Raw genomic sequence first — 15,576 nt, forward strand, 5'->3', positions numbered from 1 at the left:
ACTTATTCGAAAAACGCCCTTGTGCTATAACTAGCCAAGGGCGTTTTTTTTAGATCATTATTATGAATATTAATTATTCCGCTTCCATAGAAGCTCATCAATTGCATCAGTCATTGGTGAGATTGGCACGGGCAGATATGGCACGAGATTATTTATGTATTCGATCTAAAAATCAGCATGGGCTTTCTAATATTAAAGTTAACCAGTTGCACATGGGATTTATTCTATATGGGCAACAACAATTAAATCTTCAAACAAAACAAATCAATTTTAGTGCCGGCGATCTCTATATTATAAAACCCGATACGGTTATCGATGCAGTTAATCTGCCTGATCCTATAACGGGTGAATATCTCACTATTCTTGTGCCTATGTGTGACGAAGTCATTCAAGCTGCACAAATGATTTGGGCTAAGCCCGTAGTCGACAGAACCGAAGCAATATTAAAGTTTTCAATTGATGATTTCGCTACCTCTTTAACCGAGTGGCAAACAGCTTTGTTTAATTATGATGTGGTGAAAGCACGTTTATGTATTACCGCTATGCTTGTACAGTTATGCCAACAGCATTGTTCAGATGTGCTAATTGTACCGCCACCTAAATTGACAAAAATCATTCACGATTGGGTAATAGAGAATCCACAGCACCATTGGCAGTCTAGTGAATTTGAAATGCGACTAGGTTTGAGCAGTGCAACACTTCGCCGCAAGCTCAGCTATGAAGATACAACCTTAAGAGAAACGATTACACATGCACGTCTTACTTATGCACTTGAGATGTTGTATTCGAAAAAACTACCCATGAAAACCATTGCAGCCAAATCGGGATATCAATCGGTTGCTATTTTTCGTGATCGCTTTGTAGAGCGTTATGGGATAGATCCAGCTGTTCTAGCTGCCGAATAAGTCAATTTGAGCGTTTCTTGTAGTTTATTGAGCGATTTAAATAGATAAAAACCAATAGAGTTAAAGTATGAAAATACCAAGGACTCTATGATGAAATCATTAAAATCACTTGCGATATTATTACTGCTGAGTGCCAGTACAGTTATACATGCAGAACAAAAGCCAACCGTGCATCAGGTTGATGGTTATTTTTTACAACCAATAGGAAACCTTAAAGTAACGGCATTGTTTGATGGCGAACTGGGACTACCTCGTAGTGATTTACTGGGTATTTCAGCTGAAAAAGCCAATCGACTGTTTGAAGAAAATTTTGTTCCTGTAGATGAGCATAATCAGATTGTCACGGATTTCTCTGCCTATCTTGTGCAAACACCGACACAGAATATTTTAATTGATGCAGGAACTGCAAAATGTTTTGGGCCTACTTTGGGTCATGTACGTGAAAATTTAAAGAAAGCAGGTGTACAGCCTGAACAAATAGATACCATCTTAATTACACATGCCCATCCTGATCATTTATGCGGGATTACACTAGACGGCAAAATGGTTTATCCAAATGCGAAAGTTTATCTGGCTAAAGAAGATGTCGACTTTTGGACATCATCTGCAAATGAAGCAAAAGCCACCGATTTTTTTAAACCAATATTTAAAATGACGCGTGATGCCTTGCAGCCATACCAAAAGGCAGGGCAACTAGTTGCTTTTACCAAAGCCACTTTTAACGTACCGAATGTTCAACTGATCGTGACTCATGGTCATACGGAAGGTCATTCTTCATACTTAGTAGATGGACAAAACGGTCAAAAGTTCTTAGGTCTAGGTGATGTGGTACATTACGGTGCAGTCCAATTTCCTTATCCTGAAGCAAGCTACAAACCCGATACTCACTCGAATCAGGCTATAGCTGTTCGTAAGAATATCTTTGAACAAGCCTATAAAAACCAATGGTGGGTAGGGGCAGCACATATCGCTTTTCCCGGCATTGGACACATTGGTAAAAGCTCAACAGGATATCAATGGATACCGGCTCAATACCGTCCTGTAAAATGATAAGTTCAAATTGATTATTCAAAAAAGAGCAATGAATTTGAAAAATGGACTCGGAATCTTTAGCTCAAATATTGCTAAGTTGGGTTAAGACGAAAAGTTTGATTCTTTAAATAGATGAAATGTGTTCTAAAAAGAGCACTTTCATGCTGTTTATATTTTGGTCGAATAATTGAGTTTTAAGGAATACATTTAAAAGTAGAAATCTATAATTTTAACTTATTAATTCTAATAGAATTTTTATTGTAAAAAAATGCTATTTTAAGATCGCTAAACTCCCAGTTAGCGAGCAATTTATGCTATAGTATACAGCTATATTTTTTTCGATTTTAGTTCACTTTCCGGAACTAAATTTTTTGCAAGATCAAGACATATAAACGGATAGAAATATCTATCTGTAAGAAGGAGTATGCATGAGCGTATCGGAAATCCGACCGATTGCCATTGAGGACGAACTCAAGCATTCATATTTAGATTACGCAATGAGTGTAATCGTATCTCGTGCATTGCCGGATGTGAGAGACGGTCTTAAACCTGTTCACCGTCGTGTGCTTTATGCCATGCACGAATTGGGCAATGACTATAACAAAGCCTACAAGAAATCTGCTCGTGTCGTTGGGGACGTAATCGGTAAATATCACCCGCATGGTGACTCAGCTGTTTATGAAACCATTGTTCGTATGGCTCAAGACTTTAGCTTACGTTATTTATTGGTTGATGGTCAGGGTAACTTCGGTTCGATCGATGGTGATAGTGCCGCGGCAATGCGTTATACCGAAGTCCGTATGACTAAGCTGGCACATGAGCTTCTTGCAGATTTAGAAAAAGACACAGTTGACTGGGAAGATAACTACGACGGTTCAGAACGTATTCCTCAGGTACTTCCGACACGCGTTCCAAACTTGTTAATTAATGGTGCTGCTGGTATTGCTGTAGGTATGGCAACCAACATGGCACCACACAACATGACAGAAGTTGTGAATGCATGTTTGGCTTATGCTGATAATCCGAATATCTCGATTGAAGGATTGATGGAATACATTACTGGTCCTGACTTCCCTACAGGCGGTATTATTTACGGTAAATCAGGTATTGTTGATGCCTACCGTACCGGTAAAGGTCGTTTACACATCCGTGGTAAATACCATTTCGAAGAAGATGAAAAGACAGGTCGTACAACCATCGTCTTTACTGAAATTCCATATCAAGTCAACAAAGCAAGAGTAATAGAACGTATTGCCGAGTTGGTAAAAGAGAAAAAACTTGAAGGTATTTCAGAGCTTCGTGATGAGTCTGACAAAGACGGTATGCGTATTGCAATTGACTTAAAACGCGGTGAAAATGCAGAAGTCGTTGTAAATAACTTATTCTTAAATACCCAGCTTGAAAACTCATTCAGCATCAACATGGTTTGTCTAGACAACGGACAGCCAAAATTGATGAATCTGAAAGATATTATTGCGGCATTTATTCGTCACCGCCAAGAAGTTGTGACACGCCGTACCATGTTCGAATTACGTAAAGCACGTGAACGTGGTCATATCTTGGAAGGTTTGACAGTTGCCTTAGCAAATATTGATGAAATTATTGAAACCATCAAAACTTCTGCTAACCCTGCTGAAGCGCGTGAGCGTTTACTTGCTGGTGAGTGGGCAGGTGGTGGTGTTATTTCATTACTTGAAAAAGCAGGGGCTATTTCGGTTCGTCCAGATGAGATTGAAGGTGAAGATCCAAATCGTCCATTTGGACTAAGTGATTCAATTTACCGTCTATCTCCGACGCAAGTAGGCGCAATTTTAGAATTACGTTTACACCGTTTAACAGGTCTAGAACAAGACAAGTTACACGCTGAATATACCGAAATTTTAGGTCAAATTGCTGAACTGACGGCAATTCTAAACGACTTCAACTTGTTGATGGCTGTTATTCGTGAAGAGCTAGCACAAGTGTTACAACAATATGGTGATGCACGTCGTACCGAAATTGTTGAATCTCGTGTTGATTTCTGTCGTGAAGATTTAATTCCAGAAGAACAAGTTGTATTAACTGTTTCTCAAACGGGCTATGCAAAAACTCAACCACTTTCAGACTATCAGGCACAGCGCCGTGGTGGACGTGGTAAGTCTGCAACCTCAATGAAAGATGATGACTTTATTCAACATCTGATTGTGGCATCGAACCACGCGACAGTACTTTGCTTTACCAACGTAGGTAAAGTGTATCGCCTGAAAGTATTTGAAGTTCCTCAAGCATCACGTGGGGCAAAAGGCCGTCCAATCGTGAACTTGTTACCTTTAGATGCAAATGAAACCGTCACTGCTATCTTGCCGTTAACAGAGTTCCCAGAAAACCACTATGTGTTTATGGCGACTGCTTCTGGTACGGTTAAGCGTGTTGAGTTAGAACAGTTTGCAAACATTCGTTCAAATGGTTTACGTGCTATTGAGCTCAATGAAGAAGATACCTTAATTGGTGTTGCGATTACTGATGGTAATCAGCAAATCATGTTGTTCTCTAACGAAGGTAAAGCAATTCGTTTTGCTGAAACTGACGTACGTGCAATGGGTCGTACAGCGAAAGGTGTACGTGGTATGCGCGTGAGCTTCGCAAGCAGTACCTTAAGTGAAGAAGATGCAGACGTTGAAAACGATGAATCGGATGATAATGATGATTCAGCAGATTCAAATCTAGTAAGTCGTATTGTATCCCTTGTAGTTGTGCCAGAGACAGGTGAAGTGCTATGTGCGAGTGCCAACGGTTATGGTAAACGTACTCCTGTAAATGACTTCCCAACCAAGAAACGTGGTGGTAAGGGTGTTATTGCAATTAAAACAACTGAACGTAACGGTGAGCTAGTTGGTGCAGTTTCTATTGATGAAACTAAAGAGTTATTGTTGATTTCTGATGGTGGTACGCTTGTTCGTACACGTGCCGCAGAAGTTGCAATGACAGGCCGTAATGCTCAAGGTGTTCGTCTCATTCGTTTAAGCGAAGAAGAAACTTTAGTTGGTGTAGTTTCAATTGAAGCTGTAGAAGACGAAGAAGAACTTCTTGAAGGCGAAGTAGATACGACTGAAACCGATAGTGAAGAAGCAGTATCTAATAATGAAGATACTTCTGAAGAATAAGATGTTTTAAAATAAAAAAGGAAGCTTCGGCTTCCTTTTTTTATGTCTAATCTATTTATTTTGCTGGATGGAAAATAAATACATCATAGTTTCGGTAGTGTAGAGTTTTCACAGAAGGATCTTTAGTTGCAAAATTATTTGGCTGACTGACCACAATCAAATCTTGCTTTTGGGCTAAGGCATCTTTAAGTTGCTGCTCGCTCCATAAATACTTCTTACGTTCAGGCTCAAATAACAGTCCATCCTTAATTTCTAAAGAGGCGCTATCAGAATGAACACTATCCCATTCATTTACAATATAAACAGGCTGTTTAAGCTGTAAAAGGAAAGGCACATCATAGAAATAGTAGTTATAGAAAACTATTTTTGTAGATGGGGTGAGGTACTCAGCAAAATCTGTTTGGCCCACATTATTTTTAGTATCTAAAATACGAACAGCAAAAGGAACCGCACTACATAGAACAATCAAACTCATAAAAATATAGTTTAAATAGCTCACTTTTTGCTTTTTATATAACCATACTAAAACTAATGGAAGCACAATTAACAGTGTGCCAATCGTGTAAATGAATACTGCTTCGTGTTGGAAAAAAGGCTGATTCGCACGCAGAAAATGTGGGGTAGCCACAATGCCTATTCCAAGAATCATAATAAATACAGGAGTACCCCATACCTGTAATTTGGTTTTATAACTGCTTTCAAGAACCTTATTCATCACAAGTGCCAAGAAAATAGTAAGGGGCGGTACTGCAGGTAAAATATAGCCCGCTAGTTTAGAAGGTGGAATGGAGAAGAAAACCGTGACAGAAATAAACCACCATACAAGCAAAGCAAATACACCAGATTGCTTATGATCTTTAAAGACGGTCTTAATAGACTCAAATCTACTCGCAAAAAACCAAGGTAAAGAACCAACAAATAAAATAAGCAGATAGAAACACCACGGTTGCTTATTATTAAATTCTTTTGAACTAAATCGACTAAATTGTTGGTCAATAAAGAAATAATGTAAAAATTGAGGATATTTACTTTGTACTGCGTATAACCATGGACTAACGATAAGTAAGAATAGCAATATCCCTAATGGATTAAGAAGCGAAGGTATTTTCTTCCACTGTTTGGTGTAGAGTAACCAAGGTAATAAAATCATGCCTGGAATGAGAACACCAATAAGTCCTTTACTGAGAAAGGCTGCTGCGCCTGCAACATAACCTAAAAATAAGATAGGTTTACGTGCAGAAATAGTGAAATCAGCAAAGCATAAAACGCTTAATGTAATCCCGGATGCTACTAATAAGTCATGGTTAATGTATTGACTACTACCAAAAAAAAGTAGGTTAGTCGCTAAAATAATAACCGTGAGTTGCGCTACACGCTCTGAAATATGTTTTTTTACAAACCAGAATAGACCAACTAAGGTGAGTGTAGCAGCCAAAACAGGTACTAAGCGTAACACCCATACATGCACCCCAAAAATTTCCATAAAAATAGAACTTAACCAATGGAGCAATGGAGGTTTATGCATAAATGGTAAACTATCGATTCGTGGAGTTAACCAATCTCCAGATTCGACCATCGCTCGGCTAATATCTCCGTAGCGGCCTTCATCCGGTACTGACAAAGGTCTTATCCAAGAAAGAACAAGTAACCAGCATGGTAAAAAAAATAATAAAAATTTCGAATTACGAAGCCATTGCTGCATACACAATCCTTAATGTTGAAATGCAAAAAAACGGTTAAGCAAAAAAGTCACGACAGAAGTCAGAACAATTGCAATACACACTAAGGTTGAAACAGGAATGTCAAAATAAAGATTTGAAAGTAAAAGAAAACTTTCATTAAATAAAAAACCTAAGCCTGCAACTAATGTGAATTTTGGTAAAGTCTGACGATGAGCAAGATGCTGTGCTTTAAAAGTAAAAATGCGATGCCCGAAATAGCTCACCCAATAGGCAACTAAAAATGCAAGTAAATTGGCATATTGCAGCTCGACATGCTTCTTAAACAGAAGCATGGCTACACTATAGTGGGTGAGTGCTGCTGCGGCACCAGTAGTGGCAAACCGCGTGAGCTGAAAAATATGAGCAAACATGTTAGAAACTTGAGAATGTATTTTCAGGCTTTGTGATGGATTTTTCTTGTTTAATATGAGAATGTTCGGATGCAACAATGTATTTTGGTCTGTTTTTTACTTCAGCATAAATTCGACCTACATATTCACCAACAATACCTAGAAATAGCAATTGTATACCACCTAGTAATGTCATGCCTGCTACAAGTGTTGCCCAACCTGGAACAGAAACACCCTCAATCAAGGTTTTAAGGATAATCCATGTTCCGTAACCCATAGCACCTAAAGCTAGGATTGCACCTAAATAAATACAGATGCGTAAAGGTAAATCTGAAAACCCAGTTAAACCTGACATAGCCAAGTTAAATAGAGATTTTACGTTGAAGCTAGAACGGCCGTGCTGACGTTCTTGTTCAGAAAAATTAACACCTATACTTTTGAATCCAACCCAAGCATAAAGTCCTTTCATGTAGCGGTTTTTTTCAGGCAATTGTTTAATTGCTTCAACAACTTTTGCATCTAATAGACGGAAGTCGCCAGCGCTTTCAGGAATATCGATCGGAGAGCTTAAGTTTAATATACGATAGTAACCTTGGGTTAAAACACGTTTAAGCCAAGATTCAGTAGTACGATTGCGAATACCATACACCATGTCATAACCATTTTTCCAAAGGTTAATCATGGTTGGAATTGCTTCAAATGGATGTTGAAAATCAGCATCAATGAGTAGCGTCACTTCACCTGTTACGTGATCTAAGCCAGCACTTAGCGCTGCCTCTTTACCAAAGTTGCGTGAAAGTTCAAGCACAACCAATGGGTAATCATCAATCATTGTTTGTAGAATAGGAATAGTGTCGTCTTTACTCCCATCATCTACAACAATAATTTCATAGCTAAGATTTTGCTGTTTTAGACTATTTGCTAAAGCAGGAATAAAAGTTTTTAAATTTTCTGCTTCGTTATAGGCTGGAACAACGCAGGATAAAAATGGTTTTGTGTTCATTGCATTGCCCCTAGTCTAGTGAGCTGTATACCATATTGCTGACAATCAAGTTGGAACTGATCCGAACTGAAATATTCATATTCTTGTATTCGGGCATGTTGAATCGGATCTTGATCATTTGATTCTGCAAGCGCTGGATGGCACATAATCAGTAAGTGGTCTTTTGCATGCGCAAGCCAATACTGGTTCAGTTCGCCATAGTCAGTTTGCTTAAAATCATAAATGCCAGCAAATTGGTCATTTTGATTAAAATGATATGTTTGACATGCTTTTGCTAAAGAATTAGAGCCGAGTGCAGACAGCACGCGAGTCTTAAAACGATAGTGAGGTAAATCTATCGGGTGCTGTAAATTTCGAATCCAACCCGTAAATTTTTTCTCTTTTAACAATTGCAGCAAAATATCGCGTATGAATGGAAATTGATGAATATGCTGATGTCCATCAATAAAATCTGGGTGCTTTCCCATGACTGAAACAAATAAGTCCCATTGCTCTTCAATACATTGGGTAATTAATTCACGATTCAGACTTGAAGACCATGCACGTAAAATAAGCATGGGTAAGGAAAAAACAGTATTACCTGAAGCGAAAGCATGGGTAAGATTTAAATGTAAACCAACATCAACTTGGTCACTAAAAGGTTTTAATTTGGCAGCAGCAGTTTCCCATAAATCAGACTGAGTCATACATGAGGTCGCTTGAAGTGTACCTTGTTCAATTAATTGAATAATTGCGTCAGATATTTCCGCATTCATTGCAAAGTCATCTGCGCAATAACACACCTTTGCCATATTCAAGTTCCATAATGGGTCAGAGTAGCAGAGATACCCTGAAAAGCTGCTGAAAAACTAAACAGCTTTACTATGAACAAATATCCTTAATTTCAACTTAAAGTTTTCTTAAGGTTTCATGACAATTGATACAAATTAATACTTTGAATTTGTTTGTTTTTTTAGAAATTTTTGGTCAATTTCTTAAAGAAATATTTTTAACTATAAGATTTTATAGTAAATAAAATTATAATTTGTATGTAATGTCTATTCATATTCTCACTTATTTTCTTTTAAGCGTGAATACGCTGTAATTAAAAAAATGATTCCAATTGTTGCAAGAAAAATTAATTTAGGTATCACAACATTTAAAGGAACACCCATTTGATTAAGCTGTACAAACATTTGTACACCGTGTGTAGAAGGTAAGCACCAAGCAAACCATTGTAACCATTCAGGCATGGCATGGTGGGGCCACGCGGTACCAGTTAATAAAAAAAGCGGAACTGAACTAAATACAATAATATGTCCAGCACGTTCTGGCATGTCTAAAAGTGAGCCAATCAACATGCCTAATCCAATCACACAACTAATAAAAATTGGAACCGCGACGAGTAAACCAATAAAATTTCCACCGTGTGGATAGTCGTTGAACCACAAGGTAAAACCAAAAAGATAAAAACTGCCTAAGCAACCAATCGTAAACAGGCTAGCAAAAATTCCAGCAAAGCGAATGGAGGTAATTTTTTCATGCTTTTCGCGGTAGCTTGCAGTTAGCATGGCTAAGCCTAATACAATCGTTTGATGAATAATGAGCGTTGCAACTGCTGGAAAAATATAGCTTCCATAACCTGAAAGAGGGTTAAATAAAGGAACCTGATGAATAGAAAGGGCTGGTTGAAAATGAGTACGCTCTCCAAATTTTTCAACATATTCTTTTAATGTGGCCTCAATGGAAGTAGCAAGACCTAACCCAATTTCTTTAGTTTTTAAAAAGTTGGTTGTACTTAAGTATAAGCCAATACCACCAGTTTCTCCGCGGCGTAGGCTCTGTGTTAAGTTGTTGGGTAAAAGCAAAATACCATCTGCTTTTTGTTCACGTACCATTTGTTCGGCTTCGAGAAAATTCGCAGTGACTTCAACAATTTTTACGTTCGGACTATTGCTTGTTTGTCCAATAATTTGAGAGCTTAAAAGACTTTGTTCTTCGTCAACAATGACGATTGGAATTGATTCGGCACGTTCAGCTTTATAGGCAGTTGGATAAAAAAAGCTATAAAGAATGACTGATAAAATCAGTGTCGTGAAAACCGAACTATTACTGACAATATCTTTAAATGTCTGGGCATAAGCCTTTAAGAATTCTTTCATTGCGCAGCTCCCCCAACTAGTTTTTTAAGTAGCAAGGAACTCAAAATGAAATAAATAAGGCAGTAGCCAATCAGTATTAAAAAGGGCATCACTGAAATAAAAAGTGGACTTCCAATGACCCACTGTTCGGTCTGGAGCTTTGCATAAGGTGTATAAGGAATAATTAAAGACCAAAATTTAGTGAAAATTGGTGCATTATTTAAAGGCAGGGTCACACCAGCAAAACTTAAAGAAGAACCACCGTATACCGCAATAAAACCAAAAGTTTTACTTAAATTCTTGGTGGTAAGAATGACAGTACTACTAATGAGTGCATAAGAAAAATAAAGCAAAAACTGGGCAACTAATAAAAAGCTGAGAGAGCCAGCGACAAACCAACCGCGAATCTCAACCAACCAAAACATCCATAACCAAGTCCATAGACAAAAAATAAAGCTATAAAGTAAATTTTTAGCCAGTAAGCCGCGGATAAAATTTTCACGGTTAACCCACTGGGTTAAGGTGCCGCGTTTAAGTTCTTGTCCAATGGCAAAAGCCACACAACAACAGAGTAATAGATGCAAAACAGCAGGAACCATGAAAGGTTCTAAATAAAATTCATAGCTCATACTTGGGTTATAGAGTGTTGAAATTTTGACGTGCGCTGTAGGAACATCTAAATAGGGGATATTATTTGCTAAATAACTCTGGCCTGCGTAGTCTGCTAAAGCATTGAGTGTACTGACTAACATGGCAGAGGAAATCGTATTTCCTACGCTAAAAAAAGATTGGTTAAATGCAATGCTAATTTGAGCGTCTTGAGCTTTTACAAAACGTTTTTCAGCGCCGTCAGGAATAAAAATATAGCCCCAAATTTTGGTTTCATTGAGTAGTTTTTCAGCTTCGGTCGAGCTTGCAGTAATTGTTTTAACATCTACCGTATGATTTAACGAAAGATACTTTTCAATATTGCGGCTCAGCTCACTTTGGTCCTGATCAATAATTGCGATAGGTAAATGTTCAGCCTTACCTGCATAAAACATGCTGCTAAACAAAAAAATGATAAAAGCAGGGATGAGTGTCACTATACACAAATCCCATTTATTGCTTCTTAGATAGTTTAGTTCACGTAATATACTGGCAAACATGTTTTATTTTTCTTCTTTAATTTTAAATAGAACACTCATGCCAACCTTTAAGTCTTTGACAGGACGCTCAGGCACTAAATGCAATTTAAAGCTACGAATATCATAACCACCAGTCTGACGAGTGGTTTTAATCGTGGCAAATTCACCTTCAGCATCAATATTTTTTACTTTAAACATTACGGTTTGATTCAGCGCAGGAATGAATCCTTCTAGCGTTTTGTTTTTATAAACAGAAGCGTACTGATTTTCACCGACATTTAAACTCACCCACAAATCATCATCTTCTAAAATGCTGACAACCGGCACACCTATTGCAACTAGTTCAGAAGGTTTACCATAAGTTTTTGAAACTGTACCTGAAATAGGAGCGAGTAAGCGGGTTTCTGCTTCAAGTGCTTGGGCTTCACTGACAGCTGCTTTTGCAATATCCACTTGAGCATCTGCTGTAGATTTCTGCTGACTGGTACTTCCGCGCTTTGCTCGCGCATATTGTTGATAAGCTGCCTCACTTAACTCTTGAGCAGAGGTTTGGGCTGCAAGCATCTCATCTCGTCTTTGACGGGAAATGACACCTTGTCTATATAAATTTTCTCCACGCTGATAAGTGGTTTTTGCAAGATTTGCTTGAGCTTTCATACTCTGCCAGTTGGCATACAGAGTATCAATATTTTCTTGTTGCGAACCTCGATCCACAGTCGACTGAAGTGCTAAAGCTGATTGTAAGGTTGCTAAGGCTTGTTGCTTTTTAGCTTCTATTTCTGGACTGACTAAACGAACTAGAGGTTGTCCTTTAGAAACTTTTTGACCTTCTTGTACATAAATTTCTTCAATACGACTTGGAACTTTAGTGCTCACGTGAATCGTTTCAGCCTCAACTCTGCCTTGTAATTCAATAGGCTTTGGTTGATAACTTTTCCACAAACCGAAAATGATCAAACCTAACAAAGCAATAATGACCACACCAATTATTAGTTTAATTTTTGAATTTTTAGGTGGTTGAGGATTACTTTTATTCGATTTTACTTCTTGAGTATTGTCAGTTTGAATATTTTGTTGATCTTGACCTGTATGCTCTGTATCCGTAACAGGTGAATCTTGCTGAGAAGAAGATGATTCTTGATTCATTTTATGCCCCCTATTAGCGGATATAGTCAGTATGTGGTTGAGTCACATAAGCTTTAAACTGGTCCATAGAACCATGGCTTTGCAATAAGGTTGCAAGTGACATGACATATTTATATGCATTTAAAGCCATTTCTGTTTTTAGAGCACTTAATGCATTTTGTGCATCAATAACTTGTGTGGCTGTTCCCATACCTTCACGGAATGAAAGTTCCTGAATACGCAAGTTTTCTTGAGCTGCACTAATATTTCTTTGCAATAACGTGTGACTTTGCTGTGCTGAATTGAGCTCGTTATATGACTTATTTAATAATCCTTCAATTTCTTGTTTAGTTCGCTCAGTTAATAGTTCTGAGGCATAACGTTTTAACTCGGCCGCATGAATATTCTTATTTTTATCTACACCTGAAAACAAGTTGTACTTTGCCATCACACCTACAATCCAGTTTTCCTTTTTATCTAGTGCATATTCGCCAAAAGCAAATAGACTTGGTTTCTTTGCTGCTTGTTGAGCTTGAATATTTGCATTAGCCAATTGGGTATCTAACTGCATTTTTTGCACAAGACTTGATTTTTGAGTGTAACTACTTAGCAGTGTTTCTAAAGATTGGCTACGAACTGTATTTACAAAAAGAGGAGTACTTAAATCAGCATTACTTTGCTGATGAAGAAGATTGTTTAAACTGAATTGACTAGCATTTAGGTTTGCTTGTGCGTTTTGTAAAGCTCGCTCTGCATTGTTACGAGCAACTTCAAATTGCATGCGTTGACCTTTACTAATAAAACCTTGCTGTTCGAGCTTTAACGCATTGCTATAATGTTTCTGCATTGCATTAAAGTTAAATAAGCTACTCGCGACCAGTTGCTGTTGTAATTGCACATTAAAATAACTTTGTACGACTTCAAACCGCTGGATATCTTGTTGTTGTTGGCTTGAAAGCTCTGAGCGCTGAGCTTGAATGTTGGCTATCTTTTTTGCACTGCTGGTTAAGCCCCCTGTATAAAGTGGCATCACAACTGAAATAGACGGGCGTACGACCTGATCTTCTAAAGTCAAATTAGCGTAGTTAGGAAAGCGATTTATGCCATCATGGATGATTTGGTTTGAACCTTCCTGAATTTGTCCCAAAACATCGGATGGAATGACATTGTTCCACTGGGACAATTTGTCATTTAGCCCTTGGCTTAAATCATTCTCAAGCTTTTGTTTGAAACCACCAAGTGGTACGTCTGTTTCACTGTGAAATGCGTATGCTCTTACGTTTAAATCAACTCTAGGTAACCCTAGGCCTTTGACTGCTTCAGCTTCTAATTGAGAAGCTTGTTGCAATGCTTGGTTGGCTTGGGTGCTATATGAGCTTTTTAAAGCTTGTTGTTCAGCTTCGGCATAACTTAAGCTTTGTGCATAAATAGGCGTTGCAATAAATATTCCCAATACCAAAGCAAGATAATTGGGTTTAAAGAGAAAAGGGCGTATTGACTGTCGATACTGATGTGTTGGCATTTTATATAACAATTTTTGATCATCCCTTATAGTTTAAATTTCTTGTTATTAAATTCAATTATCATATTGTTTATTATACAATTGTATAAAAGCACAAAATGATTTTGAGTTTACTTTTCTTGATGGAAAATCATACAGCAAACTTTATATATTCATCACAGTATGGGAAACTCCATTCACAAGTCAAGTTGAACTTTATTTAATAAAACTTATAAAAAAATAAGTGAAAGCAAAGAAATAAATAAAATAGTTATTGAAAAAATAAACCTAAATACGCCCTAGCATTGAAATATTTACTAGAGAAGCTGCTGCAACCTTAAGCAATCTGTGGTTAAATGCCTTTTTTTATTGTGTTTCACTTTACAAGGGAAAAATCATGCGCGCGTACAATTTCTGTGCTGGTCCTGCTGCATTACCTACTGCCGTTTTAGAAAAAGCTCAACAAGAATTGTTGGATTGGCAAGGTAAAGGTCTATCCATCATGGAAATGAGTCACCGTAGTGCTGACTATGTTGCTGTGGCTGAAAAAGCTGAAGCTGACTTGCGTAAGCTTATGAATATTCCTGAAAACTATAAAGTGCTATTTTTACAAGGTGGCGCGTCATTACAATTTTCAGCAATTCCTTTAAATCTGCTTGGTAAAAATAACAAAGCAGATTATATCCATACAGGAATTTGGTCTGAAAAAGCGTTAAAAGAAGCAAAACGCTATGGCGATATTAATGCTGTCGAAGCAGGCATTAAAGTAGATGGTAAGTTCGCAATTTCTGATCAAAGCGAATGGAACTTATCTGATAATGCTGCTTATGTTCACTATGCAGATAATGAAACAATTGGTGGTTTACAGTTTGCAGGTATTCCTGACGTTAAAGCACCACTTGTTTGTGACTATTCATCAAGTATTTTATCTGCTCCATTAGATGTGACCAAGTTCGGTTTAATCTATGCTGGTGCACAAAAAAATATTGGTCCTGCTGGTTTAACAATCGTTATTGTTCGTGATGATTTACTTGACCAAGCTAAACCAGAAATTCCAAGCATTTTAAAATATGGTGATCAAGCGAAAAATGGTTCTATGGTAAATACACCATCGACTTATGCTTGGTACTTGTCTGGTTTAGTATTCGAATGGTTACTAGAGCAGGGTGGGGTAGACGCTATTCATAAAGTTAACCTTGAAAAAGCTCAGTTACTTTATGGTTATATCGATTCAAGCGATTTTTATAATAACCCGATTGCTATTCCAAACCGTTCAATTATGAATGTACCATTTACTTTGGCAGATGAAGCTTTAGAAAAGCAATTCTTGAAAGAAGCTGAAGAAAATCATTTATTGAACTTAGCAGGTCATCGCTCAGTTGGTGGTATGCGTGCAAGTATTTATAACGCAGTTCCATTAGAAGGCGTTCAAGCGCTTATTCGCTTTATGGATGATTTTGCTAAACGTAATGGTTAAGTAAATCAAATAAATAAAGCCCTCGAAAGAGGGCTTTTTTATTGTGCAATTTATTCATTAAAAAGGGACAAA

Annotated in this window: 12 protein-coding genes; 4 read left to right on the plus strand and 8 right to left on the minus strand. The window is 37.6% G+C overall.

Annotation, left to right across the window (positions count from 1 at the left end; translation table 11 throughout):
* Nucleotides 1-62 precede the first annotated feature (62 nt).
* The 3 genes from I8T81_RS04580 to gyrA all read left to right on the plus strand — a co-directional run bounded on the left by I8T81_RS04580 (nucleotide 63) and on the right by gyrA (nucleotide 5,080).
* The gene (locus I8T81_RS04580; RefSeq protein WP_198072215.1) at nucleotides 63-905 is read left to right on the plus strand and encodes a helix-turn-helix domain-containing protein; all 843 of its coding nucleotides are present in this window, start codon (nucleotides 63-65) and stop codon (nucleotides 903-905) included.
* A 90-nt stretch (nucleotides 906-995) separates the two neighbouring features.
* Entirely contained in the window at nucleotides 996-1,955 is a 960-nt protein-coding gene (locus tag I8T81_RS04585; protein WP_198072216.1) for an MBL fold metallo-hydrolase, read from the plus strand.
* Nucleotides 1,956-2,365: 410 nt separating this feature from the next.
* Nucleotides 2,366-5,080: a DNA gyrase subunit A gene (gyrA, locus tag I8T81_RS04590; RefSeq protein ID WP_019457306.1), complete on the plus strand. Its 2,715-nt coding sequence runs from the start codon at nucleotides 2,366-2,368 to the stop codon at nucleotides 5,078-5,080.
* A gap of 55 nt (nucleotides 5,081-5,135) precedes the next feature.
* Here gyrA and I8T81_RS04595 read toward each other — a convergent pair whose 3' ends face one another.
* The 8 genes from I8T81_RS04595 to I8T81_RS04630 all read right to left on the minus strand — a co-directional run bounded on the left by I8T81_RS04595 (nucleotide 5,136) and on the right by I8T81_RS04630 (nucleotide 14,048).
* On the minus strand, nucleotides 5,136-6,782 hold the full coding sequence (locus I8T81_RS04595; RefSeq protein WP_191104772.1) for an ArnT family glycosyltransferase: 1,647 nt from the start codon (nucleotides 6,780-6,782) through the stop codon (nucleotides 5,136-5,138).
* Nucleotides 6,783-6,791: 9 nt separating this feature from the next.
* On the minus strand, nucleotides 6,792-7,172 hold the full coding sequence (locus tag I8T81_RS04600; RefSeq protein WP_019457304.1) for a GtrA family protein: 381 nt from the start codon (nucleotides 7,170-7,172) through the stop codon (nucleotides 6,792-6,794).
* A 1-nt stretch (nucleotide 7,173) separates the two neighbouring features.
* Nucleotides 7,174-8,154 (minus strand): glycosyltransferase family 2 protein, encoded by a 981-nt coding sequence (locus tag I8T81_RS04605; RefSeq protein WP_198072217.1) that lies wholly within the window; start codon nucleotides 8,152-8,154, stop codon nucleotides 7,174-7,176.
* Entirely contained in the window at nucleotides 8,151-8,945 is a 795-nt protein-coding gene (locus tag I8T81_RS04610; RefSeq protein ID WP_077169617.1) for a ChbG/HpnK family deacetylase, read from the minus strand. Before I8T81_RS04610 ends, I8T81_RS04605 begins: the two co-directional genes overlap by 4 nt.
* 258 nt (nucleotides 8,946-9,203) lie before the next feature.
* A complete protein-coding gene (locus I8T81_RS04615; RefSeq protein ID WP_198072218.1) occupies nucleotides 9,204-10,295 on the minus strand; it encodes an A1S_2622 family ABC transporter permease subunit in 1,092 nt (363 codons plus the stop codon).
* Nucleotides 10,292-11,422 carry an ABC transporter permease gene (locus tag I8T81_RS04620; protein WP_198072219.1) on the minus strand — a complete coding sequence of 377 codons (1,131 nt, stop codon included), beginning with the start codon at nucleotides 11,420-11,422 and terminating at the stop codon, nucleotides 10,292-10,294. The genes I8T81_RS04615 and I8T81_RS04620 overlap by 4 nt, the downstream gene beginning before the upstream one ends.
* A 3-nt stretch (nucleotides 11,423-11,425) precedes the next feature.
* Nucleotides 11,426-12,547 carry an HlyD family secretion protein gene (locus I8T81_RS04625; protein ID WP_151684336.1) on the minus strand — a complete coding sequence of 374 codons (1,122 nt, stop codon included), beginning with the start codon at nucleotides 12,545-12,547 and terminating at the stop codon, nucleotides 11,426-11,428.
* Between the two features lie 13 nt (nucleotides 12,548-12,560).
* On the minus strand, nucleotides 12,561-14,048 hold the full coding sequence (locus I8T81_RS04630; protein WP_198072220.1) for a TolC family protein: 1,488 nt from the start codon (nucleotides 14,046-14,048) through the stop codon (nucleotides 12,561-12,563).
* 376 nt (nucleotides 14,049-14,424) lie between these two features.
* On the opposite strand from I8T81_RS04630, the gene serC reads away from it, so the two are divergent.
* Nucleotides 14,425-15,504 (plus strand): 3-phosphoserine/phosphohydroxythreonine transaminase, encoded by a 1,080-nt coding sequence (serC, locus tag I8T81_RS04635; protein WP_004699837.1) that lies wholly within the window; start codon nucleotides 14,425-14,427, stop codon nucleotides 15,502-15,504.
* Nucleotides 15,505-15,576: the final 72 nt, after the last annotated feature.

It is taken from the genome of Acinetobacter seifertii, from assembly GCF_016064815.1.
In the GTDB taxonomy this organism is placed as follows: Bacteria; Pseudomonadota; Gammaproteobacteria; order Pseudomonadales; family Moraxellaceae; genus Acinetobacter; species Acinetobacter seifertii.

Coding starts and splice junctions, on each gene's coding strand:
- I8T81_RS04580 (WP_198072215.1), top strand. CDS start 63: ATGAATATTAATTATTCCGCTTCCATAGAAGCTCATCAATTGCATCAG.
- I8T81_RS04585 (WP_198072216.1), top strand. CDS start 996: ATGAAATCATTAAAATCACTTGCGATATTATTACTGCTGAGTGCCAGT.
- gyrA (WP_019457306.1), top strand. CDS start 2,366: ATGAGCGTATCGGAAATCCGACCGATTGCCATTGAGGACGAACTCAAG.
- I8T81_RS04595 (WP_191104772.1), bottom strand. CDS start 6,782: ATGCAGCAATGGCTTCGTAATTCGAAATTTTTATTATTTTTTTTACCA.
- I8T81_RS04600 (WP_019457304.1), bottom strand. CDS start 7,172: ATGTTTGCTCATATTTTTCAGCTCACGCGGTTTGCCACTACTGGTGCC.
- I8T81_RS04605 (WP_198072217.1), bottom strand. CDS start 8,154: ATGAACACAAAACCATTTTTATCCTGCGTTGTTCCAGCCTATAACGAA.
- I8T81_RS04610 (WP_077169617.1), bottom strand. CDS start 8,945: ATGGCAAAGGTGTGTTATTGCGCAGATGACTTTGCAATGAATGCGGAA.
- I8T81_RS04615 (WP_198072218.1), bottom strand. CDS start 10,295: ATGAAAGAATTCTTAAAGGCTTATGCCCAGACATTTAAAGATATTGTC.
- I8T81_RS04620 (WP_198072219.1), bottom strand. CDS start 11,422: ATGTTTGCCAGTATATTACGTGAACTAAACTATCTAAGAAGCAATAAA.
- I8T81_RS04625 (WP_151684336.1), bottom strand. CDS start 12,547: ATGAATCAAGAATCATCTTCTTCTCAGCAAGATTCACCTGTTACGGAT.
- I8T81_RS04630 (WP_198072220.1), bottom strand. CDS start 14,048: ATGCCAACACATCAGTATCGACAGTCAATACGCCCTTTTCTCTTTAAA.
- serC (WP_004699837.1), top strand. CDS start 14,425: ATGCGCGCGTACAATTTCTGTGCTGGTCCTGCTGCATTACCTACTGCC.